This is a genomic window from Streptomyces sp. NPDC006463, assembly GCF_042870715.1.
GTDB lineage: Bacteria > Actinomycetota > Actinomycetes > Streptomycetales > Streptomycetaceae > Streptomyces.
The window spans coordinates 280983-303519 of the sequence record NZ_JBIAHP010000012.1; the positions used below are offsets into that span (position 1 = coordinate 280983).

The following is a 22537-nucleotide window of genomic DNA, read 5'->3' on the forward strand; positions in this document are numbered from 1 at the left end:
CACTGATCGACAACGCGCCGCAGGGCGGCCACCCTCTCGGGTGACCGCCCTGCGGTTACGTACTCTGCGCGACTCAGCCGTTGTACGGGCCGTAGTCGTAGTCCTCCAGCGGGACAGCCTGGCCGGAGCCGGTGCCGAAGGGCGAGTAGTCGATGTCGTCGTAGCCGACGGCGGAGTACATCGCGGCCTTGGCCTCCTCGGTGGGCTCCACCCGGATGTTGCGGTAACGGGCGAGGCCCGTACCGGCCGGGATGAGCTTACCGATGATGACGTTCTCCTTGAGGCCGATCAGGGAGTCGGACTTGGCGTTGATCGCCGCGTCCGTCAGGACCCTGGTCGTCTCCTGGAAGGACGCCGCCGACAGCCACGACTCGGTGGCGAGCGAGGCCTTGGTGATACCCATCAGCTGCGGACGGCCGGAGGCGGGGTGACCGCCCTCGGTGACCACACGACGGTTCTCGGTCTCGAACTTCGACCGCTCGACCAGCTCGCCCGGCAGGAGCTCCGCGTCGCCGGACTCGATGATCGTCACGCGGCGCAGCATCTGCCGGATGATGATCTCGATGTGCTTGTCGTGGATCGACACGCCCTGCGAGTTGTAGACCTTCTGGACTTCGCCGACCAGGTGGACCTGGACGGCACGCTGGCCGAGGATGCGCAGCACGTCGTGCGGGTTGGTGGCACCCATGGTGAGCTTCTGGCCCACCTCGACGTGGTCACCCTCGGACACGATGACCTTGGCGCGCTTCGAGATCGGGAACGCCGTCTCGTCGCTGCCGTCGTCGGGCGTGATGACGATCTTCTTCGTCTTCTCGGTCTCCTCGATCCGCACGCGGCCGGCGGCCTCGGAGATCGGGGCGACACCCTTCGGGGTACGGGCCTCGAAGAGCTCGACGACACGCGGCAGACCCTGCGTGATGTCGTCACCGGCCACACCACCGGTGTGGAAGGTACGCATCGTCAGCTGGGTACCGGGCTCACCGATGGACTGGGCGGCGATGATGCCGACCGCCTCACCGATGTCGACCAGCTTGCCGGTGGCGAGCGAGCGTCCGTAGCAGAAGGCACAGGTGCCGACCGCGGACTCACAGGTCAGGACCGAGCGGGTCTTGACCTCCTCGACGCCGTTGGCGACCAGGGCGTCGATGAGCACGTCACCGAGGTCGACGTTGGCCGGCGCGATGACCTTGCCGTCGATGACGACGTCCTCGGCCAGCATGCGGGCGTAGATCGAGGTCTCGACGTCGTCGGCCTTGCGCAGCACGCCGTCCTCGCCGCGAACGGCGATCTTCAGCTTCAGACCGCGCTCGGTGCCACAGTCCTCCTCGCGGATGATCACGTCCTGCGAGACGTCCACCAGACGACGGGTCAGGTAACCCGAGTCGGCGGTACGCAGGGCGGTGTCCGCCAGACCCTTACGGGCACCGTGCGTGGAGATGAAGTACTCCAGAACGGTGAGGCCCTCACGGAAGGACGCCTTGATCGGACGTGGGATGGTCTCGTTCTTCGCGTTCGACACCAGACCACGCATACCGGCGATCTGTCGCATCTGCATCATGTTTCCTCGGGCACCCGAGTCAACCATCATGAAGATGGGGTTCGTCTTGGGGAAGTTCGCGTTCATCGCCTCGGCAACCTCGTTGGTCGCCTTGGTCCAGATCGCGATGAGCTCCTGCGTGCGCTCGTCCTTGGTGATCAGACCGCGCTCGTACTGCTTCTGGACCTTCTCGTCCATCGCCTCGTAGCCCGCGACGATGGCCTTCTTGGCCTCGGGCACGACGACGTCGGAGATGGCCACGGTGACGCCCGAACGGGTCGCCCAGTGGAAGCCGGCCGCCTTGAGGTTGTCGAGCGTCGCCGCCACGATGACCTTGGGGTAGCGCTCCGCCAGGTCGTTGACGATCTCGGAGAGCTGCTTCTTGCCCACCGAGTAGTCGACGAACGGGTAGTCCTCGGGCAGCAGCTCGTTGAAGAGCGCGCGACCCAGGGTCGTCTTCAGACGGAAGCTGTCGCCCGGCTGGAACTCCTGCTCGCCCTCTTCGGCGACCGGCGGCACCCAGCCACGCGGCGGGATGGTGCCCACCGGGAAGCGGATGTCGACGGCCGACTGGAGCGCGAGCTCGCCGTTGTCGAACGCCATGGTCGCCTCGGCCGTGGAGCCGAACGCGCGGCCCTCGCCCTTGACGTCACGGAGCTCACCGTCGGTGGTCAGGAAGAACAGACCGAGGACCATGTCCTGGGTCGGCATCGTGACCGGACGGCCGTCGGCCGGCTTGAGGATGTTGTTCGAGGACAGCATCAGGATGCGGGCCTCGGCCTGCGCCTCCGCGGAGAGCGGCAGGTGCACGGCCATCTGGTCACCGTCGAAGTCCGCGTTGAACGCGGTGCAGACGAGCGGGTGGATCTGGATGGCCTTGCCTTCGACCAGCTGGGGCTCGAAGGCCTGGATGCCGAGGCGGTGCAGCGTGGGCGCACGGTTCAGCAGGACCGGGTGCTCGGCGATGACCTCTTCGAGGACGTCGTAGACGACCGTGCGGCCGCGCTCGACCATCCGCTTGGCGCTCTTGATGTTCTGCGCGTGGTTCAGGTCGACCAGGCGCTTCATCACGAACGGCTTGAAGAGCTCCAGCGCCATGGCCTTGGGCAGACCGCACTGGTGCAGCTTCAGCTGCGGACCGACGACGATCACGGAACGCGCGGAGTAGTCCACACGCTTACCGAGAAGGTTCTGACGGAATCGACCCTGCTTGCCCTTCAGCATGTCGCTGAGGGACTTCAGGGGACGGTTACCGGGACCGGTCACCGGACGACCACGACGACCGTTGTCGAAGAGGGCGTCCACGGCCTCCTGAAGCATGCGCTTCTCGTTGTTCACGATGATCTCGGGGGCACCGAGGTCGAGGAGACGCTTCAGACGGTTGTTGCGGTTGATCACGCGGCGGTACAGGTCGTTCAGGTCGGAGGTCGCGAAGCGGCCACCGTCCAGCTGCACCATCGGACGCAGGTCCGGCGGGATCACCGGCACGCAGTCCAGAACCATGCCCTTGGGCTTGTTGCTGGTCTGCAGGAACGCGGAGACGACCTTGAGGCGCTTGAGCGCACGGGTCTTCTTCTGGCCCTTGCCGGTACGGATGATCTCGCGGAGGCGCTCGGCCTCCTCCTCGAGGTCGAAGGACTCCAGGCGCTTCTGCAGCGCGGCGGCGCCCATGCAGCCGTCGAAGTACGTGCCGAAGCGGTCACGCAGCTCGCGGTACAGGAGCTCGTCGCCCTCCAGGTCCTGGACCTTGAGGTTCTTGAAGCGGGCCCACACCTCGTCGAGGCGGTCGATCTCGCGCTGGGCGCGGTCACGGAGCTGCTTCATCTCGCGCTCGGCACCTTCGCGCACCTTGCGGCGTACGTCGGCCTTCGCGCCCTCGGCCTCAAGCTCGGCCAGGTCGCTCTCGAGCTTCTTGGCACGGCCTTCGAGGTCCGCGTCACGGCGGTTCTCGATCTGCTGGCGCTCGACGGAGACGTGCGCCTCCAGCGACGGGAGGTCGCGGGTGCGACGCTCGTCGTCGACGAACGTGATCATGTACGCGGCGAAGTAGATGACCTTCTCGAGGTCCTTCGGCGCGAGGTCCAGCAGGTAGCCCAGGCGCGACGGGACGCCCTTGAAGTACCAGATGTGGGTGACGGGAGCGGCAAGCTCGATGTGGCCCATCCGCTCACGGCGCACCTTGGCGCGCGTGACCTCGACGCCACAACGCTCACAGATGATGCCCTTGAAGCGGACACGCTTGTACTTGCCGCAGTAGCACTCCCAGTCCCGGGTAGGACCGAAGATCTTCTCGCAGAAGAGTCCGTCCTTCTCGGGCTTGAGGGTGCGGTAGTTGATGGTCTCCGGCTTCTTGACCTCGCCGTGTGACCAGGTTCGGATGTCGTCCGCGGTGGCAAGGCCGATCCGCAGCTCGTCGAAGAAGTTGACGTCGAGCACTGTGCGTCAATCCCTCTTTCGGGGTCGAGTCTCAATCATGGTCTGAACGGTCCCGGGGATGACGGGGGGCTCTTGGGCGAGCCCCCCGTCAGGCCCGTCAGACCTCTTCGACGCTGCTCGGCTCACGCCGGGACAGGTCGATACCGAGCTCCTCCGCCGCGCGGAAGACGTCCTCGTCGGTGTCACGCATCTCGATGGACATGCCGTCCGAGGACAGCACCTCCACGTTGAGGCAGAGCGACTGCATTTCCTTGATGAGCACCTTGAAGGACTCAGGAATGCCCGGCTCGGGAATGTTCTCGCCCTTGACGATGGCCTCGTAGACCTTCACGCGGCCGGTCACGTCGTCGGACTTGATCGTCAGGAGTTCCTGGAGCGCGTACGCAGCGCCATAAGCCTCAAGCGCCCACACCTCCATCTCACCGAAGCGCTGACCACCGAACTGCGCCTTACCACCCAGCGGCTGCTGCGTGATCATCGAGTACGGACCGGTCGAACGGGCGTGGAGCTTGTCGTCGACCAGGTGGTGCAGCTTCAGGATGTACATGTACCCGACCGAGATCGGGTCCGGGAACGGCTCGCCGGAGCGGCCGTCGAACAGACGCGCCTTACCGGTCGGGAGCACCATGCGCTCGCCGTCGCGGTTCGGGATGGTGTGCTGCAGCAGGCCGGCCAGCTCGTCCTCGCGGGCACCGTCGAACACCGGGGTGGCGACGTTGGTACCGGGAGCGACCTGGTCGGCGCCGATCGCCTGGAGGCGCTGCGCCCACTCGTCCGCCAGACCGGAGACGTCCCAGCCGCGGCTGGCGAGCCAGCCGAGGTGGATCTCCAGGACCTGTCCCGGGTTCATTCGGGACGGGACACCCAGCGGGTTCAGGATGATGTCGACCGGCGTGCCGTCCTCAAGGAAGGGCATGTCCTCGATCGGAAGGATCTTGGAGATGACACCCTTGTTGCCGTGGCGGCCGGCGAGCTTGTCACCGTCGGTGATCTTGCGCTTCTGGGCGACGTAGACGCGGACCAGCTGGTTCACGCCCGGAGGAAGCTCGTCGCCCTCCTCGCGGTCGAAGACGCGGACACCGATGACCTTGCCGATCTCACCGTGAGGGACCTTGAGCGAGGTGTCACGCACCTCGCGGGCCTTCTCACCGAAGATCGCGCGGAGCAGGCGCTCCTCCGGGGTCAGCTCGGTCTCACCCTTGGGCGTGACCTTGCCGACCAGGATGTCGCCGGCGACGACGTCCGCACCGATGCGGATGATGCCGCGCTCGTCGAGGTCGGCGAGGACCTCCTCGGAGACGTTCGGGATGTCCCGGGTGATCTCCTCGGGGCCGAGCTTGGTGTCACGGGCGTCGACCTCGTGCTCCTCGATGTGGATCGAGGAGAGGACGTCGTCCTGCACGAGGCGCTGCGACAGGATGATCGCGTCCTCGTAGTTGTGACCCTCCCACGGCATGAACGCGACGAGCAGGTTCTTGCCGAGGGCCATCTCGCCCTCTTCGGTCGCCGGTCCGTCGGCGAGGACCTGGGACTCGACGATCCGGTCACCCTCGTTGACGATGACCTTCTGGTTGACCGAGGTGCCCTGGTTCGAGCGGGAGAACTTCGCGACGCGGTACGTGGTGTACGTGCCGTCGTCGTTGGCGACGGTGATGTAGTCGGCCGAGACCTCCTGGACGACACCGTCCTTCTCCGCACGGATCGAGTCACCGGCGTCGACCGCACAGCGGTACTCCATGCCGGTACCGACGAGCGGCGCCTCCGCCTTGATGAGCGGAACGGCCTGGCGCATCATGTTCGCGCCCATGAGGGCACGGTTGGCGTCGTCGTGCTCCAGGAAGGGGATCATCGCGGTCGCGACGGACACCATCTGGCGCGGGGAGACGTCCATGTAGTCGACGTCGTCGCCGGCGATGTAGTCGATCTCGCCGCCACGACGGCGGACCAGGACGCGGTTCTCGGTGAAGCGCATCTCATCGTTCAGGGCGGCGTTCGCCTGGGCGATGACGAAGCGGTCTTCCTCGTCGGCGGTCAGGTAGTCGACCTCGTCGGTGACGACACCGTCGACGACCTTGCGGTACGGGGTCTCGACGAAACCGAACGCGTTGACGCGGCCGTAGGAGGCGAGCGAGCCGATCAGACCGATGTTCGGGCCTTCAGGGGTCTCGATCGGACACATGCGGCCGTAGTGCGACGGGTGGACGTCACGGACCTCGAAGCCGGCCCGCTCACGGGACAGACCACCGGGACCCAGAGCCGAGAGACGACGCTTGTGCGTCAGACCCGACAGCGGGTTGTTCTGGTCCATGAACTGCGACAGCTGGCTGGTGCCGAAGAACTCCTTGATGGAGGCGACGACCGGCCGGATGTTGATCAGGGTCTGCGGCGTGATCGCCTCGACGTCCTGGGTGGTCATGCGCTCGCGCACGACGCGCTCCATACGAGCCAGACCCGTGCGGACCTGGTTCTGGATGAGCTCGCCGACGTTGCGCAGACGACGGTTGCCGAAGTGGTCGATGTCGTCGGTCTCGACCACGATCGAACGGCCGGACTCGCCGATCGTCTCGGTCTCGCCGGCGTGCAGCTTGACCAGGTACTTGATCGTCGCGATGACGTCGTCGGTGGTGAGCACACCGGCGTCGAGCGGCTCGTCGGCGCCGAGCTTCTTGTTCACCTTGTAGCGGCCGACCTTCGCGAGGTCGTAGCGCTTCGGGTTGAAGTAGAGGTTCTCGAGCAGCGTCTGAGCGGCCTCACGGGTCGGCGGCTCGCCCGGGCGCAGCTTGCGGTAGATGTCGAGCAGCGCGTCGTCCTGGCCCTGGGTGTGGTCCTTCTCCAGGGTGGCGCGCATGGACTCGTACTCGCCGAACTCCTCGAGGATCTGCTCGGTGGTCCAGCCGAGAGCCTTCAGGAGGACGGTGACGGACTGCTTGCGCTTGCGGTCGATGCGGACACCGACCATGTCGCGCTTGTCGATCTCCATCTCCAGCCAGGCACCCCGGGACGGGATGATCTTGGCGGAGAAGATGTCCTTGTCGGACGTCTTGTCGATGGAGGAGTCGAAGTAGACACCGGGGGAACGGACAAGCTGCGACACGACGACACGCTCGGTGCCGTTGATGACGAAGGTGCCCTTGTTGGTCATGAGCGGGAAGTCGCCCATGAAGACCGTCTGAGACTTGATCTCTCCGGTCTCGTTGTTCGTGAACTCGGCAGTGACGAACAGCGGAGCCGCGTACGTGAAGTCGCGCTCCTTGCACTCGTCGACGGAGTTCTTCGCCGGCTCGAAACGGTGGTCGCGGAAGGTCAGCGACATCGACCCGGAGAAGTCCTCGATCGGCGAGATCTCCTCGAAGATCTCTTCCAGACCGGACTTGGTGGGGACGTCCTGTCCACTCTCAAGCGCCGACTCGACGCGAGACTTCCAGGCAGCATTGCCGAGAAGCCAGTCAAAGCTCTCGGTCTGCAGCGCCAGGAGGTTCGGAACCTCGAGCGGCTCCTTGATCTTTGCAAAGGAGATGCGCAGCGGGGCAGTGCTGGCACCGGTGTTCGTATTGGTCGAGGCGTTGCGCGAGGCGGCCAAGAGGGGGTCCTTCCGAGGGCTCGGACTCACTACGCGCGTACCGGTCCCAGCCGACACAGAAGACAGGCGCCCCCGATCTGGTCGAAAGTCCAGGTCAGGGCGGATCAATCAAGTGTGCTCAAGCGTGGGCATGTCCCTGGCGACGGGCAGGGGACAGCTAACAGGCAGCGCAAAGGGTCAGTGTAGCCACTTGGCTCACTGATGTCCAGACCAGGTTTCCGGAAACCGGCAACAGGCCTTCCCCATGTTGTCGAAACCAACATCCAACGCTGCGGCCCTCGTACACAGAGCGCGTATCAGTACTGCCCTCTTCGTAGTCGATCCATGCCTCGGATCTCGGATCGAGGTGGTCGAGCTTGCGACGGGACTGAGAATTGCGCGCCACGTCCCGTTCGTCAAGGCCCCCTGCTCCGAGCGGATCATCTCCGGACCCTGCTTCGAGGCAACGAAGATCACCCTACTCCCCAACGTGACCAGGGCAAGTCAGGCATCACGGGGACGCCAAAGGGCGACCACCCTTACGGGTGATCGCCCTTGGTTGAGGCCTCAGGAGGCCTCAGAGGTGTTACTTGACCTCGACGGCCGCACCGGCGCCCTTGAGGGCCTCGGCGGCCTTCTCAGCGGCGTCCTTGGCAACCTTCTCGAGGACCGGCTTCGGGGCGCCGTCCACGAGGTCCTTGGCCTCCTTGAGGCCCAGGGAGGTCAGCTCGCGCACGACCTTGATGACCTGGATCTTCTTGTCGCCGGCACCGGTGAGGATGACGTCGAACTCGTCCTTCTCCTCCTCGGCCTCGGCGGCGGGGCCACCCACGGCCGGGCCGGCAACGGCGACGGCCGCGGCGGCGGTGACGTCGAACTTCTCCTCGAAGGCCTTCACGAACTCGGAGAGCTCGATGAGGGTCATCTCCTCGAACTGGGCGAGGAGGTCGTCCTGAGAGAGCTTCGCCATGATGGGCGATCCTTCCACTAATTCGGCAGGTGCCGGATGTATATAGAGGCGGGCGTAACGGCCCGCTACGACCCACGCACTAGGCGGCGTGGATCAGTGCGCGAGCCGAATTACTCGGCACCGCCCTGCTCGGCGAGCTTGACGCGAAGCGCTTCCGCGGTGCGGACGAACTTCGACGGCAGCGCCTGGAAGAGCGAGGCAGCCTGGGACTGCTTGCCCTTGAACGCGCCGGCCAGCTTGCTGAGCAGAACCTCGCGGGACTCGAGGTCCGCAAGCTTCTTGATCTCATCGGCGGTGAGCGCCTTACCATCAAGGACACCCGCCTTGATGATGAGGTTGGGGTTCTCCTTGGCGAAGTCACGCAGGCTCTTCGCCGACTCCACCGGGTCACCGGTGATGAAGGCGACCGCGGTCGGACCAGCGAAGTGCTCGTCCAGCGCGGTGATCCCGGCCTGGTTGGCCGCAATCTTGGTCAGCGTGTTCTTCACCACGGCGTACTGGGCGTTCTCACCGAGGGAGCGACGCAGCGTCTTGAGCTGCGCGACGGTGAGACCCCGGTACTCGGTCAGCACGGCGGCGTTCGAGCTCTGGAACGCGTCCTTGAGCTCGGCTACCGATGCAGCCTTGTTGGGCGTCGGCATGGTGCGTTCGCCTCCTTCCGGGTGATGAGGACCGCTCAGAAGGGGCTGAAAAACGAAACGCCCCGGCGCAGGCGCCAGGGCGTGGCTCAACCGGAACGAATTCCGGGAACCTTCCACAGTCACCTACGCGGGTCGTCCGCACTCAACGGATCCTTCGGCCACCGAACCCTTGCGGGCACGGCAACGACCAGCGGTCTTTGGCTTCTGGGGAAGACTACGTGAAGGCGTCCAGTCGAGGCAAATCGCCTCAGGAGCCGCTGCCCTTCAGCACGTCGTCGAAGGAGATGACCTGGTCGGCGGGGGGTGCCGCGACCGGCGTGACCGCTCCGTAGTCGGAGAACTTCGCCGTGGTCCTGGACGTTCCGTCACCGTCCGTGCTCACCGAGTCGACGCGGAGCGGATAGCCGTCCTTGCCGATCCACAGGTCCACCTCGAAGGCGGTGAGGTGCTTCACGGAGTCGTGGAGGTACTGGCGGTTCTTCTCCTCCATGACCTTGGTGGACTCGTCCGCCTTGAGCAGGTCGGCGTTGGTGAAGCTGCCCTTGTAGTGCTGGGCGTCGACGCCGTCGGTCTGCTCGGCCCCGACCAGCGTGAGCTTCTCCTGGCCCAGCAGCATCGCGAGGTACTCGGCCGGGTCCTCGTTCAGCCGGACGCCCGGCTTCCCGTCCTTGGACAGCTCCAGCCTCATCCAGGGCTTGCCGTCGATGGGCTTGTCCATCTTGGTGTAGACGGTGTCGCCGATCATGACCGACCGCGCGCCGGGGTGCTTCTCGTCCTTCAGCGACACGTCGTGGCCGGACGGGTACCAGCCCTTCGTGCCGGACTGGCCGCTGGTCCTGCCGTCCTTCCCGACGGTGGAGATCTCGGCCTTGGCGTACCTGGCCGCCGCCGTCTTCACGTACGAGGCCTTCACCGCGTCCACCGGGGTCTGAGCCTTGGCCTGCGCGGTCTTGCCGCCGTCGGCCGTACCGTTGCCCGCGGCGGCCTTGTCGCCGCCGCAGGCCGTGAGGCCGCCCACGAGCAGTGCGGTACCCGCCATCGCGATACCGGCCCGGGTCCGGACAGCCTTGTTCATCTGGTTCTCCCCCATGAGTGGATCTTTACTGCGACCGGGTGCGCGCGGGCTGGTCAGGCGCCGGCGCCGGCCTCGCCCAGCTGCTTGAGCATGGCGAAGAGGTCGAGGGTCTCGTTCTCCGGCGGGGCCTGGACAGTGGCCGCGGAGCCGTAGTCCGAGTAGTGGGCGTCCATGTTCATGGTCCCCTGGGGCATGCGGATGGCGACCTTCATGTGGACCGGGTAGCCGTCCTTGTTGACCCAGACGTCCATGTCGTAGTCGACGATGCCGGACTTCTTCATGGCTTCGACGAGCTTCGCCCGGTCGGCCTCGGGCAGCGCCTTGGCGGACTCGTTGGCCGCGAGCATCTCGGCGAGGGTCAGGGTTCCCTTGTAGTGCTCGGTGTCCGTGCCGTCGGCCTTCTCGGCGCCGAGGCGCTTCACGTTCGGCGAGCTGAGCAGCAGGCCGAGCTGCTTGGCCGGGTCCTGGCTCTGGTCCATGCCGCCGACGCCGCCGAGCTTCTTCAGCGCGTCCGCGTCCCCGGAGGCCTCCGCGGCGGCCTTGATGTCCAGCTTCATCCAGCGCTTGCCGTCCAGCCCCGCGGACATCGGGGAGTCGGCCGGCATCTCCATGAACATGACGTCGTTCGACATGATCATGCGCATGGACTCGGCGCCGGAGCCCGGGGTGAGCGCCCCCTTCACGGTGATGTCCATGACGTTCGGGTCCCAGCCCTGGACGCCCGTCATCTCCACGGTGCCGGCGCCGCCGCTCAGCGACTCGGGCATCGACATCGTCATGCGGACCTTGGCCGACTTGGCGGCCGAGGTCTTCTTGTAGGCCGCGGAGAGCGCCTCGGTGGCCGAACCGCCCGCCACCGGCGCGCTCGGCTGGGCGGACGCGCCGGCGGCGGCCTTGCCCGAGTCGGCCTTCTTGCCGTTCTCACACGCCGTGGCGCCGCCCACGAGCAGTACGGCGGCCAGAGCGGCGCCGACGGTCTTCTTCCGGTAAACAGACACGGAGGTCCCCACCCCTTGAATGATCGTTCCTTCAGGCCGACATTACGTTCCCCCGCCGACGGGACGCGCGGCCATTAGCCCCCGGTGACGGGATATGTGGCGCTAAACACGGAAACGGGCCCCCCGCCACCCCGTGAAGGGTGGCGAGAGGCCCGTTCAGACGATCAGAGCCGTGAGGCTCAGACAGCAGCCGGGTCTTCCTCGACGAGGAGGTTCCGGGTGCGGTTGGAGTCCAGCTGGATGCCGGGACCCATCGTGGTGCTCAGGGCGGCCTTCTTGATGTAGCGGCCCTTCGCGGCGGACGGCTTCAGACGGAGGATCTCGTCCAGGGCCGCGCCGTAGTTCTCGACCAGCTGCTCATCGGAGAAGGAGACCTTGCCGATGATGAAGTGCAGGTTCGAGTGCTTGTCGACGCGGAACTCGATCTTGCCACCCTTGATCTCGGTGACAGCCTTCGCGACGTCCATCGTGACGGTGCCGGTCTTCGGGTTCGGCATGAGGCCACGGGGACCGAGCACGCGGCCGAGGCGGCCGACCTTGCCCATGAGGTCCGGGGTGGCCACAACGGCGTCGAACTCGTTGAGGCGGTTGCCCTTGGCGATCTCGTTGATCAGCTCGTCGTCGCCGACAATGTCGGCGCCGGCGGCTTCCGCGGCCGCAGCACGGTCACCGGTCGCGAAGACCAGGACCCGGGCGGTCTTGCCGGTGCCGTGCGGGAGGTTCACGGTGCCGCGGACCATCTGGTCGGCCTTGCGCGGGTCGACACCCAGGCGGAAGGCGACCTCGACGGTGCCGTCGAACTTGGTCGTGGAGGTCTCCTTGGCGAGACGGACGGCCTCGAGCGGGGCGTACAGCTTCTCCCGGTCGACCTTGGCGTCCGCAGCGCGGAGAGTCTTGCTGCGCTTCACTTCTGCTCCTGTGTTGTTTCTTCAGGTGTGGAGTCGTGGTGCGGACCAGCGCTGGTCCTACCACTGGTGGTGCTGGAGGGGGCTGGATCAGCCTTCGACGGTGATGCCCATCGAGCGCGCGGTGCCGGAAATGATCTTCACGGCGGCGTCGATGTCGTTGGCGTTCAGGTCGGGCATCTTCAGCTCGGCGATCTCCTTGACCTGGGCAGCCGTGAGCTTGGCGACCTTGGTCTTGTGGGGCTCGCCAGAGCCCTTCTCCACACCGGCGTGCTTCAGGATGAGGCGCGCGGCCGGCGGGGTCTTGGTGATGAAGGTGAAGGTGCGGTCCTCGTAGACCGTGATCTCCACCGGCACGACCATGCCACGCTGCGACTCGGTCGCGGCGTTGTAGGCCTTGCAGAACTCCATGATGTTGACGCCGTGCTGACCGAGCGCGGGGCCGACCGGCGGAGCCGGGTTGGCCGCACCGGCCTTGATCTGGAGCTTGATAAGCCCCGTGACCTTCTTCTTCTTGGGAGGCATTGCTCTCTCCGGGTCCTAGTGAGAGTTTTCGCCGCCAATCCGGTCATCCGGATGGAGGCATACCGCACCACGATAACGGGTATCGCTGCGGGGCTAAAAACCGAGCAGGTCAGACCGCCCTTCAGGGGGCGGTCTGACCTGTCCGGAAGCTGTGTCTCAGAAGAGGTGGATCAGTTCTTCTGGATCTGGTCGAAGCTGAGCTCGACCGGGGTCTCGCGGCCGAAGATCTCGACGAGACCCTTGACCTTCTTCGAGTCCGGGTTGATCTCGTTGATGGTCGCCTGCAGCGTCGCGAACGGGCCGTCGGTGACGGTGACCGAGTCGCCGACCTCGAAGTCCAGGACCTCGATGGTGCGCTTGACGGCGGGCGCGGGCAGACCGGCCTCTTCCGCGGCGGCCTTGGCGGCCTTCTCCTGCGCCTCCGGGGCGAGCATCTTGACGATCTCGTCCAGGGTCAGCGGGTACGGGTCGTACGCGTTGCCGACGAAGCCGGTGACGCCAGGCGTGTTGCGGACGACGCCCCAGGACTCGTTCGTCAGATCCATGCGGACGAGAACGTAACCGGGCAGCTTGTTCTGCCGGACGTTCTTGCGCTCGCCGTTCTTGATCTGGACGATCTCTTCCTCGGGCACCTCGGCCTGGTAGATGAACTCCTCGACGTTCAGCGAGACGGCGCGCTGCTCCAGGTTGGCCTTCACGCGCTTCTCGTAGCCGGCGTAGGTGTGGATCACGTACCACTCGCCGGGCAGGAGGCGCAGTTCGTCGCGCAGGGCCTGGATGGGGTCGACGGGCTCGGCGGGCTCGACCTCGGCGGCCTCCTCGGCCTCCTCGTCGGCTGCGGCCTCGACCTCGGCCTCGACGTCGCCCTCTTCCTCGGCGTCGTCGGCAACCGGCTCGACCTCGGCGTCGTCCTCGATCTCGGCTTCGGCCTCGACCTCGTCCTCGACGTGCAGCGCGGCCTCTTCGGCGGCGACACCCGCCTTGGCGTCGGCGTGCTCGGCCTCGTCGGGGTCCACAGCGTCTGCCGCCTCGACGATGTCGAGCTCGTCCTCGACGGACTCGACGGAGTCGTGGCTCGCGTTCAGGTTCGGGTCAGACACGGTGGCTGCTTCTTCCTGGATACAAAAGGTGGTGGAACATGCGAAAACGGGCGGCACCCATCAAGGCGCCGCCCCCCGCGGGGATCAGCCGAAGACGAACTTGATGGCTTTCTCAAACCCAAAGTCAATCACGGTCACCAGACCGATCATGATGACGACGAAGACAATCACCACGGTGGTGTACGTCGTGAGCTGGTTGCGAGTAGGCCAGACAACCTTGCGGAGTTCCGCGACGATCTGGCGGTAGAACAGCGCGAGACGGCCCAGAGGGCCCTTCTTGCCGCGCTTGCCGCCCTTTCGGGCCTTCTTCTCGCGAGTCTCGTCCTCGGCGTCAGGCATGTCGATGGAGCCCAGGGCGTCCGTCACGTCTCTCACCTGAATCCGGGTCGTGGCCGTACCGCGCCCGGTTGCGCCGCACGGCGTTGCATCGAAGTACGTACCTGCGCACACACATCCGAGAAGGAGTGTGGAGCAGGGCCGGAGGGACTCGAACCCCCAACCGCTGGTTTTGGAGACCAGTGCTCTACCAATTGAGCTACGACCCTTTGCGTCCCCCAACCTACCGCATCCGAGCGAGTGCACGGAGTGCTCACGCTCTGGGCGGCTGGCGAGGTCCAACGACAGGTGAGTGTACGTGAACCGGGCCCTGACGTCGAACAGAACCCGACGGGGCATCAACCGGTCCGGTAACTGAAACGTTGTGCGGCGTCTCTTTGCCGTCTGGGACGATTGCCGACATGACCTCTGCAACGCCTTCCTCCGAGCGCCGGGTGTCCGCCCGTATCGGCGCCATCTCCGAGTCCGCCACCCTCGCCGTCGACGCCAAGGCCAAGGCCCTCAAGGCCGCCGGGCGCCCGGTGATCGGCTTCGGCGCGGGCGAGCCCGACTTCCCGACCCCGGACTACATCGTCGAGGCGGCGGTCGAGGCCTGCCGCAACCCCAAGTACCACCGCTACACGCCGGCCGGTGGTCTGCCCGAGCTCAAGGCCGCGATCGCCGCGAAGACCCTGCGCGACTCCGGCTACGAGGTCGACCCGGCGCAGATCCTGGTGACCAACGGCGGCAAGCAGGCGATCTACAACGCCTTCGCCGCGATCCTGGACCCGGGTGACGAGGTCATCGTCCCGGCTCCGTACTGGACCACCTACCCGGAGTCCATCCGTCTCGCCGGCGGTGTCCCGGTCGAGGTCGTCGCCGACGAGACCACCGGTTACCGGGTCTCCGTCGAGCAGTTGGAGGCCGCGCGCACCGAGCGCACCAAGGTCGTCCTCTTCGTCTCCCCCTCGAACCCGACCGGCGCGGTCTACAGCGAGGACGACGCGAAGGCCATCGGCCAGTGGGCGGCGGAGCACGGCCTGTGGGTCCTGACGGACGAGATCTACGAGCACCTGGTCTACGGCGAGGCGAAGTTCACCTCGCTGCCGGTCCTGGTGCCCGAGCTCGCCGACAAGTGCATCATCGTCAACGGTGTCGCCAAGACGTACGCGATGACGGGCTGGCGCGTGGGCTGGGTCATCGCCCCGCTGGACGTCATCAAGGCGGCGACGAACCTGCAGTCGCACGCCACCTCCAACGTCTCCAACGTGGCCCAGATCGCCGCGCTGGCCGCCGTCTCGGGCAACCTGGACGCCGTCGCGGAGATGCGCAAGGCCTTCGACCGCCGCCGCCAGACGATGGTCAAGATGCTGAACGACATCGAGGGCGTCCTCTGCCCGGTCCCCGAGGGCGCGTTCTACGCGTACCCCTCGGTCAAGGAGCTCCTCGGCAAGGAGATCCGCGGCAAGCGCCCGCAGACCTCGGTCGAGCTCGCCGCCCTGATCCTGGACGAGGTCGAGGTCGCGGTCGTTCCCGGCGAGGCCTTCGGCACCCCGGGCTACCTGCGCCTGTCCTACGCCCTGGGCGACGAGGACCTGGTGGAGGGCGTCTCCCGGATCCAGAAGCTCCTGGCGGAGGCCAAGGCCTAGGCCCGAGGCGGTTCCGCAGCCGGATCCGGAGCGGGGGGGGCCCCCCGGGGGGGGGCCCCCCCGGGGGGGGCCCCCCCCCCCCCCCCCCCCCCCCCCCCCCAGGGGCCCCCCCCCCCCCCCCAAAACCCCCCCCCCCCCCGCCCCCGGGGGCCGGCGTTTCCCCGGTATCCACATGATCGGGGGGGCGCCCAGGGCCCCCCCCCGGGGGGGCGCCCCCCCCGCCGGGGGGGGGGCCCCCCCCGGGGGGGCCCCCCCCGCTCCGGCGTTCTCCGCCCCCCACCACCCCCGCTCGCACGTTCGGGCAAGCCCCCAATAGGTAAAACCCCCTCCCGCCCGGCGCAGCGGTACGGCAGGATCACCAGATGGAGCACGCACGCGATCTCACGCTTCTGCCGAAAGCCCACCTCCACCTGCACTTCACCGGCTCGATGCGACCATCGACCCTGCTGGAGCTCGCCGACAAGTACGGCGTCCGCCTCCCGGAGGCCCTGACCGCCGGCGAACCCCCACGGCTCCGCGCCACCGACGAGCGCGGCTGGTTCCGCTTCCAGCGGCTCTACGACGCCGCCCGCTCCTGCCTCCGCGAGCCCGACGACATCCAGCGCCTGGTCCGCGAGGCCGCGGAGGAGGACGTACGGGACGGCAGCGGCTGGCTGGAGATCCAGGTGGATCCCACCTCCTACGCCCCCCTCCTCGGCGGCATGATCCCGGCGGTCGAGATCATCCTCGACGCCGTGGACAGCGCGTCCCGCGAGACCGGCCTCGGGATGCGGGTCCTCATCGCCGCCAACCGCATGAAGCATCCCCTCGACGCCCGCACCCTCGCCCGCCTCGCCGTCCGCTACGCCGACCGCGGCGTCGTCGGCTTCGGCCTGTCCAACGACGAGCGCCGGGGCATGGCCCGCGACTTCGACCGGGCCTTCGCCATCGCCCGCGAGGGCGGCCTGCTCGCCGCCCCGCACGGCGGCGAACTCACCGGCCCGGCCTCCGTCCGCGACTGCCTCGACGATCTGCACGCCTCCCGCATCGGGCACGGCGTCCGGGCCGCGGAGGACTCGCGGCTGCTCAAGCGGCTCGCCGACCGGCAGGTCACCTGCGAGGTCTGCCCCGCGTCGAACGTGGCCCTCGGGGTCTACGAGCGGCACGAGGACGTCCCGCTGCGCACCTTGTTCGAGGCAGGGGTGCCGATGGCGCTCGGCGCGGACGACCCACTGCTGTTCGGGTCCCGGCTCGCGGCGCAGTACGAGATCGCCCGCCGCCACCACGGCTTCACGGACGCCGAGCTCGCCGAGCTGGCCCGCCAGTCGGTGCGCGGTTCGGCCGCGCCCGAGGACGTACAGGCCAAGCTGCTGGCCGGGATCGACCACTGGCTCACCGGGTGAGCGTCAGCGCGTGAGCCGCAGGTCGCCCTCGTAGCAGTCGGCGCGCACCCGGTGGCCGTCCGGGAAGCCGATCTCCAGGTGCGTGCGCCCCTGCTCGGGCAGGGCGAATTCGGCGACCGAGGAGACCGTCTCGCCGAGGTGGCGCAGGAAGGGGTGGTCGCCCAGGTCCTCGCCGACCTCGATGCGGCCCCACTCCCCCATGTCGTACGGCTCGTGCGGGGCGGCGGATTCGACGATGAGGCACTGGTCGGACCCGGTGGTGATGCGGATGCAGTCCCCGACGCTGTCGATGAGCCAGACGTCGAGGGGAGCCTCGGAGCGCTCGCCTTCGCTGATGTGCCAGGACGCGACGACTCGGCTGAGCGTGCGCCCCACGAGGCGGGTGGGGTCCGTACCGGCCCCGTGCAGGCGACAGAGCATGGGCGGCCGGGGCTCCTCAGATGCTGACGCCGACCGTCACCGGTTCGTTGACCAGGGTGACGCCGAAGGCCGCGTGGACGCCCGCGACGACCTCGCGGGCCAGGGCGAGGAGGTCCTCGGTGGTGGCCTCGCCCCGGTTGGTGAGGGCGAGCGTGTGCTTGGTGGAGATGCGCGCGGGGCCGGTGCCGTAGCCCTTGGTGAATCCGGCCTTGTCGATCAGCCAGGCGGCGCTGGTCTTCGTACGGCCGTCGCCCGCGGGGTAGGCGGGCGGGGCGGTGTCGGGGCCGAGGCGGTCCTGGACGCGGGCGAGGAAGGCGGCGTAGGCCTCGGCGGTCAGGATCGGGTTGTGGAAGAAGGAGCCGGCCGACCAGGTGTCGTGGTCGGCGGGGTCGAGGACCATGCCCTTCCCCGCCCGCAGGCGCAGCACGGTCGCGCGGGCTTCGGCGGCCGGGACCCGGTCGCCGGCCTCGACGCCGAGGGCGCGGGCGGTCTCGGGGTACTTGATCGGCGCGGACAGCCCGTCGGCGTCCTCCAGGGCGAAGCGCACGCGCAGGACGACGTACCGCTCGGGCTCGTGCTTGAAGAGGCTGTTGCGGTACGTGAACGCGCATTCGGCGGCGCTCAGCGTGACCGTCTCGCCCCGGGTACGGTCGTAGGCGACGACCTCGGTGATGGTGTCGCAGACCTCCTGGCCGTACGCCCCCACGTTCTGGATGGGCGTCGCGCCGGCGGAGCCGGGGATTCCGGCGAGGCACTCGATACCGGCGAGGCCGGCTTCGACGGTGCGGGCGACGGCGTCGCTCCAGTTCTCGCCTGCGGCGAGCTCCAGGTGCGTGCCGTCGAGGTGGAAGCCGGTGGTCGCGATGCGCAGGGCGGTGCCCTCGAAGCCCTGGTCACCGATGACCAGGTTGCTGCCGCCGCCGATGACGAGGAGCGGGGTGCCGCTCTCGTCCGCGGCCCGGACGGCGGCGACCACCTCGGCGTCGGTGGTCGCGGTGACCAGACGTGCGGCGGGGCCACCGAGGCGGAAGGTGGTCAGCGGGGCGAGGGGGGCGTCATGGAGTTCCTGCACGTGGACAAGAGTACGGTCCGTACCCCTCGCATCCCTGCGGGGCCACGGACCGTGACTCAGTAGGCCGTCTTCTGCTCGGCCAGGCGGCGCTCCGCCTCGACCCAGCTGATGGGGAGCTCGGCTGCCTTCACGGTCCAGAAGGTGAAGGCCGATTCCTTCATGAAGGCGGCGGCCGCCCGGGAGCTGGAGCGGTGCGGCTCGCTGCGGGCGAACCGGTAGAGCGCGTCCCGGTCCTCCCAGGCGGAGAGGGTCAGGAAGGTCCGGCCGAAGACGCGAGCCCGCAGGGCGACGCCGTGGGCCCCGGGGGCCTTGCGGATCTGGCCGATGATGCCCGGGGCCTTGAGGAAGAACCTGAGGGCGCCGGTGAGTGTGGAGGTCTGGAAGCGGGAGGCCATGACGTAGACATCGGCGTCGGGGGCGGCCTGGGTGGGGGTGGACCAAGGGATGTCGGGCATGGCGTCACTCCTTTGTTGGGTCGCACGAACCGTAAGGGCTGAAACTACCTTTCAGGCAGTACGTTTACGAGCTGGCTCAGCTGGCGGCAGGGACCTTGTCCGGGAGCGCGGCCGGGGCGGCGACAGTCCGGGAGGGCTTGGCCTTGCCCGGCAGGAGCAGGGCGAGGGCGGCGGCCAGGGCGACCGCGCCTGCGCCGATCCACAGGGCGGGGATCGTGCCGTCCGTGAAGGCCTGCGGGGACTCGTAGCCGCCCTGGGCGGAGAAGACCGAGGCCAGGACTGCGACACCGAGGGCGCCGCCGACCTCGCGCAGGGCGTTGTTGGTGCCGGAGGCCTTGCCCTGGTCGGCCGGGGCGACGGTGGACATCAGGACGTTGGCGGCGGGGGCGAAGTAGAGGGCCATGCCGATCCCGCTGAGGATCAGCGGCGGCAGCTGGGCGGCGTACGAGACGTCCGCGGTCAGGATCGCCGCGAACCAGCCGAGGCCGAGGGCCTGGAACGCCAGCCCGGCGGCGACGACGGGGCGGCCGCCGATGCGGTCGGAGAGGATGCCCGCGAAGGGGGCGACGATCATCGGCATACCCGTCCAGGGGAGCATGCGCAGGCCCGCCTGGGTGGGCGAGTAGCCGGCGACGCCTTGGAGGAACTGGCTGAGCAGGAAGATCGAGCCGAACATGCCCAGGAACATCAGCAGGCTGGCCAGGTTGATCCCGAGGAAGCCGCGGTTCCGGAAGAGCCGCATGGGGAGCATGGGGTTCGCGTTGTTGAAGCCGTGGTGGATGAACCCGCCGACGAGCGCGGCTCCGACGATCAGGCCGGTGAGCACGGGGGCACTGGTCCAGCCCTCGGAGTTTGCGTTGACCAGGGCGTAGACGATGCCGAAGAGGCCGCCGCTGATGAGCAGGGTGCCCGGGACGTCGAGGCGGGCACCGGGCGCGGCGGACTCGGCGAGCCGCAGACGGGCGAGCGGGATCAGCACCAGGCCTATCGGAACGTTGAGCCAGAAGATCCACTGCCAGGAGATGTGCTCGGTCAGGCTGCCGCCGATGAGGGGGCCGCTCGCGACGGCGAGGCCCGTGACGGCGCCGTAGATGCCGAGAGCCATGCCGCGGCGGGCCGCCGGTACGGCGGCGGTGAGCAGGGTCAGGGTGAGCGGCATCATGATCGCGGCTCCGACGCCCTGGACGGCGCGGGCGGCGATGAGCGCGTCGATGCCGGGCGAGAGCGCGGCCGCGGCGGAGGCGCCGGTGAAGATCGCGAGACCCAGGGTGAAGAGCCGTCGGCGGCCGAAACGGTCACCGAGTGCGGCCCCGAACATGAGGAGGACGGCGAAGGTGAGCGTGTACGCGTTCACCGTCCACTCCAGGTCCTCCAGCTTGCCGCCGAGGTCCTCGCGGATGGCGGGGAGGGCGGTGGTGACGACGAGGTTGTCCAGGGCGGCCATGAAGCTGGCGACGCCGGTGAGGATCAGCGCCCAGACGGCGGGCGCGCGGAGCTTGGTGTCCGGGCCTTGCAGGTCTTGCGGGTCTTGCGTCTTCACGATTCCCCCTGAGGGTTGTTAGTTATTGCTGACTAACTTTCGCGCGCATGAGTGGCCCGCCAGACAGGCGGGCGCGCCCTCACTTCTCCAGGCGGCCCTTGCTGTGGGCCTCGGGGTACAACCCCTCCCAGACCCTGTGCCCGGGCGGGAAGCCCATGGCGGCAAGAGTGTTGATCAACATCCCGTACGCCATGAAGGTCGTGGTCTCCTTCACGTCGCCGCCGAACGGCACGTGGACCGTGTCCCACAGCTCCATCCAGCCGTTCCGGACGAGCTCGCCGAGCTCGTGATCCCCGGCCGCTTCGGCGGCGGCGACAGTGACATACATCTGGAGCTGCATCTGGAGCTTGTCGGGATCCTCGGCGATGAGCCGGGTGTAGGCGTTCGCCATGGCCCGCGTGGCCTCCTCGCCGCACAGCCCTTCGCCCGCCTCGGCGAACACCTCCCGGGTATCCCGCATGCACCGCTCGGCGGCGGCGAGGAAGATGGCGAGCTTGTTCGGGAAGAGCCGGAAGAGATACGGCTGCGAGACACCCACCCGCTTGGCGATCGCCTCGGTGGAGGTCCCGTAGTAGCCCCCGCGTGCGAACTCGTGCATCGCCGCCCGAATGACGCTCTCGCGCCGCTCCTCTGCGCTCATCCTTGCCATGCGGCTAAGTTAGTACTCAATCACTAACTACGCAAGGGGCGAGGCGGGGCTGGGCTTCGGAGGGGGCGGGAGCCGAAGCCGGTCGGCTGTCGGCTGTCGGCGCGCTGGTCGGCGCGCTGGTCGGCGCGCTGGTCGGCGCGCTGGTCGGCGCGCTGGTCGGCGCGCTGGTCGGCATCAGGGACGGGGGTCGGCATCAGGGACGGGGGTCGGGACCTCAGCGGGGCGGAACCAGGAGCGGGGGTCGGTGGCTTCGGGGGGCGGGATCCCCTCACTCGGCATCGGAGTAGGGCTGTGGGTTTCCCGTCCGTCCCATCGTCTTCCGGGCCGGGCCGGTCCCTCAAGGGCGCTCCCTCCGGTCGCGTCGCTGCGCGATGGCCTTCGGCCACCCTTGACCGACCGGCCCGACCCGGAAACTTCGAGGACAGACGGGAACCCCCCAAAAGAACGGTCACGGGGGACGAGAGGGCACGGAGGGGCATCAGTGACGCAGGGGCCCGGTTTCCCTGGGCCAGCCCGCACCGGGCAGCGCCCAGAAGCCCATCAGAGTCCGCCAGGCGGGCATGCGCGTCAGATCGCTACGCGCTCCTCACCTCTCAGCGTCCGACGGCCGTCCGGGGCCAGACATAAGCCGCCCACGATCCCCACACGCCTCCCCGAGCATGCGACTGCGGCGGTTTGCCCCCATTTGGCGGTGAGTTGGGGGATAGTGGATCACTTCCCGGAGTGAGAGCCCGAAAAATCCGGCACCGCACTCCAACAGACCGGATTCCCACCCACCAGACCGGATTCCGCGCCCACGACCGCCCGCAGACGCCCGCCAGCGCCCCCGATCTCGCGCCGATGGGGCGCTTCCGGCGGCCCGCAGACGCCCGACAAGCGCGCCCACACGCACACTCCGAGGCGGCCCATGCCCAGCCACATGCCGGGCCGGTCGCCGCACGCCCACCCCAGCCACGCAGCGATCGGTGGCGGCCTATTCCCAGCCCCGGACGGGCGCCGGACGCCGAGACATGAGGAGCGCGTAGCGATTGGGGGCGCCCCCCGACCCCGAGGGGCTTCTGGGCGCTGCCCGGTGCGGATAGGCCTGTGGCCGCGCCCCCGACCCTGGCCGGGCTCGGTGATGCGGCCTGGCCGGCCCCTCCGGGAAGCGGGCACCCGCATCCCTGACGGACCCGGCCCTGGACACGAACACCGGTGACCGTTCTTTTGGAGGCTTCCCGTCTGTCCTCGAACTTTCCGGGTCGGGCCGGTCGGTCAAGGGTGGCCGAAGGCCATCGCGCAGCGACGCGACGAAGGAGCGCCCTTGAGG

17 protein-coding genes and 1 tRNA gene are annotated in these 22537 nt (G+C 68.1%); 2 read left to right on the forward strand and 16 right to left on the reverse strand.

Features of this window, described 5'->3' with window-relative positions; translation table 11 throughout:
• Positions 1 to 73 precede the first annotated feature (73 nt).
• The 11 genes from ACFYOB_RS23645 to ACFYOB_RS23695 all read right to left on the reverse strand — a co-directional run bounded on the left by ACFYOB_RS23645 (position 74) and on the right by ACFYOB_RS23695 (position 14291).
• Positions 74 to 3973 (reverse strand): DNA-directed RNA polymerase subunit beta', encoded by a 3900-nt coding sequence (locus ACFYOB_RS23645; RefSeq protein WP_388562421.1) that lies wholly within the window; start codon positions 3971 to 3973, stop codon positions 74 to 76.
• A gap of 97 nt (positions 3974 to 4070) precedes the next feature.
• On the reverse strand, positions 4071 to 7553 hold the full coding sequence (gene rpoB / locus ACFYOB_RS23650; protein WP_388562423.1) for a DNA-directed RNA polymerase subunit beta: 3483 nt from the start codon (positions 7551 to 7553) through the stop codon (positions 4071 to 4073).
• A 565-nt stretch (positions 7554 to 8118) separates the two neighbouring features.
• On the reverse strand, positions 8119 to 8502 hold the full coding sequence (gene rplL / locus ACFYOB_RS23655) for a 50S ribosomal protein L7/L12 (RefSeq protein ID WP_388562425.1): 384 nt from the start codon (positions 8500 to 8502) through the stop codon (positions 8119 to 8121).
• Positions 8503 to 8612: 110 nt separating this feature from the next.
• Positions 8613 to 9143 (reverse strand): 50S ribosomal protein L10, encoded by a 531-nt coding sequence (gene rplJ / locus ACFYOB_RS23660; RefSeq protein ID WP_099889951.1) that lies wholly within the window; start codon positions 9141 to 9143, stop codon positions 8613 to 8615.
• Between the two features lie 247 nt (positions 9144 to 9390).
• Positions 9391 to 10218, reverse strand: coding sequence for a hypothetical protein (locus tag ACFYOB_RS23665; RefSeq protein ID WP_388562427.1), 828 nt, complete (start codon positions 10216 to 10218; stop codon positions 9391 to 9393).
• Between the two features lie 53 nt (positions 10219 to 10271).
• Positions 10272 to 11216, reverse strand: coding sequence for a hypothetical protein (locus ACFYOB_RS23670; RefSeq protein ID WP_388562429.1), 945 nt, complete (start codon positions 11214 to 11216; stop codon positions 10272 to 10274).
• A 179-nt stretch (positions 11217 to 11395) separates the two neighbouring features.
• Positions 11396 to 12124 carry a 50S ribosomal protein L1 gene (rplA, locus tag ACFYOB_RS23675; protein WP_008739733.1) on the reverse strand — a complete coding sequence of 243 codons (729 nt, stop codon included), beginning with the start codon at positions 12122 to 12124 and terminating at the stop codon, positions 11396 to 11398.
• 87 nt (positions 12125 to 12211) lie between these two features.
• Entirely contained in the window at positions 12212 to 12646 is a 435-nt protein-coding gene (gene rplK, locus ACFYOB_RS23680) for a 50S ribosomal protein L11 (protein ID WP_351320298.1), read from the reverse strand.
• A gap of 170 nt (positions 12647 to 12816) precedes the next feature.
• A complete protein-coding gene (nusG, locus tag ACFYOB_RS23685) occupies positions 12817 to 13746 on the reverse strand; it encodes a transcription termination/antitermination protein NusG (protein ID WP_328927137.1) in 930 nt (309 codons plus the stop codon).
• 84 nt (positions 13747 to 13830) lie between these two features.
• Positions 13831 to 14112 (reverse strand): preprotein translocase subunit SecE, encoded by a 282-nt coding sequence (gene secE / locus ACFYOB_RS23690; RefSeq protein WP_030388883.1) that lies wholly within the window; start codon positions 14110 to 14112, stop codon positions 13831 to 13833.
• A gap of 106 nt (positions 14113 to 14218) precedes the next feature.
• Positions 14219 to 14291: transfer RNA gene (locus ACFYOB_RS23695), tRNA-Trp, on the reverse strand.
• A gap of 192 nt (positions 14292 to 14483) precedes the next feature.
• Between ACFYOB_RS23695 and ACFYOB_RS23700 the strand changes: the two genes are divergently transcribed.
• Both ACFYOB_RS23700 and ACFYOB_RS23705 read left to right on the forward strand, forming a co-directional pair.
• Positions 14484 to 15710, forward strand: coding sequence for a pyridoxal phosphate-dependent aminotransferase (locus ACFYOB_RS23700; protein WP_388562432.1), 1227 nt, complete (start codon positions 14484 to 14486; stop codon positions 15708 to 15710).
• A 362-nt stretch (positions 15711 to 16072) separates the two neighbouring features.
• Positions 16073 to 17092 (forward strand): adenosine deaminase, encoded by a 1020-nt coding sequence (locus ACFYOB_RS23705; RefSeq protein ID WP_388562434.1) that lies wholly within the window; start codon positions 16073 to 16075, stop codon positions 17090 to 17092.
• 3 nt (positions 17093 to 17095) lie between these two features.
• Here ACFYOB_RS23705 and ACFYOB_RS23710 read toward each other — a convergent pair whose 3' ends face one another.
• The 5 genes from ACFYOB_RS23710 to ACFYOB_RS23730 form a co-directional block, all read right to left on the reverse strand.
• Positions 17096 to 17512, reverse strand: coding sequence for a hypothetical protein (locus ACFYOB_RS23710; RefSeq protein ID WP_388562436.1), 417 nt, complete (start codon positions 17510 to 17512; stop codon positions 17096 to 17098).
• A gap of 16 nt (positions 17513 to 17528) precedes the next feature.
• Positions 17529 to 18644: a UDP-N-acetylmuramate dehydrogenase gene (locus ACFYOB_RS23715; RefSeq protein ID WP_388562473.1), complete on the reverse strand. Its 1116-nt coding sequence runs from the start codon at positions 18642 to 18644 to the stop codon at positions 17529 to 17531.
• Entirely contained in the window at positions 18641 to 19039 is a 399-nt protein-coding gene (locus ACFYOB_RS23720; protein ID WP_388562438.1) for a DUF3291 domain-containing protein, read from the reverse strand. The genes ACFYOB_RS23715 and ACFYOB_RS23720 overlap by 4 nt, the downstream gene beginning before the upstream one ends.
• A gap of 76 nt (positions 19040 to 19115) precedes the next feature.
• Entirely contained in the window at positions 19116 to 20579 is a 1464-nt protein-coding gene (locus tag ACFYOB_RS23725) for an MFS transporter (RefSeq protein ID WP_388562440.1), read from the reverse strand.
• 79 nt (positions 20580 to 20658) lie between these two features.
• A complete protein-coding gene (locus ACFYOB_RS23730) occupies positions 20659 to 21228 on the reverse strand; it encodes a TetR/AcrR family transcriptional regulator (protein WP_388562442.1) in 570 nt (189 codons plus the stop codon).
• Positions 21229 to 22537: the final 1309 nt, after the last annotated feature.

Excerpts from the sequence above, each read along its gene's own strand:
- ACFYOB_RS23700 (WP_388562432.1), top strand. The coding sequence starts at position 14,484 with ATGACCTCTGCAACGCCTTCCTCCGAGCGCCGGGTGTCCGCCCGTATC.
- ACFYOB_RS23720 (WP_388562438.1), bottom strand. The coding sequence starts at position 19,039 with ATGCCCGACATCCCTTGGTCCACCCCCACCCAGGCCGCCCCCGACGCC.
- ACFYOB_RS23730 (WP_388562442.1), bottom strand. The coding sequence starts at position 21,228 with ATGGCAAGGATGAGCGCAGAGGAGCGGCGCGAGAGCGTCATTCGGGCG.
- rplL (WP_388562425.1), bottom strand. The coding sequence starts at position 8,502 with ATGGCGAAGCTCTCTCAGGACGACCTCCTCGCCCAGTTCGAGGAGATG.
- ACFYOB_RS23710 (WP_388562436.1), bottom strand. The coding sequence starts at position 17,512 with ATGCTCTGTCGCCTGCACGGGGCCGGTACGGACCCCACCCGCCTCGTG.
- ACFYOB_RS23665 (WP_388562427.1), bottom strand. The coding sequence starts at position 10,218 with ATGAACAAGGCTGTCCGGACCCGGGCCGGTATCGCGATGGCGGGTACC.
- ACFYOB_RS23705 (WP_388562434.1), top strand. The coding sequence starts at position 16,073 with ATGGAGCACGCACGCGATCTCACGCTTCTGCCGAAAGCCCACCTCCAC.
- rplK (WP_351320298.1), bottom strand. The coding sequence starts at position 12,646 with ATGCCTCCCAAGAAGAAGAAGGTCACGGGGCTTATCAAGCTCCAGATC.
- rplJ (WP_099889951.1), bottom strand. The coding sequence starts at position 9,143 with ATGCCGACGCCCAACAAGGCTGCATCGGTAGCCGAGCTCAAGGACGCG.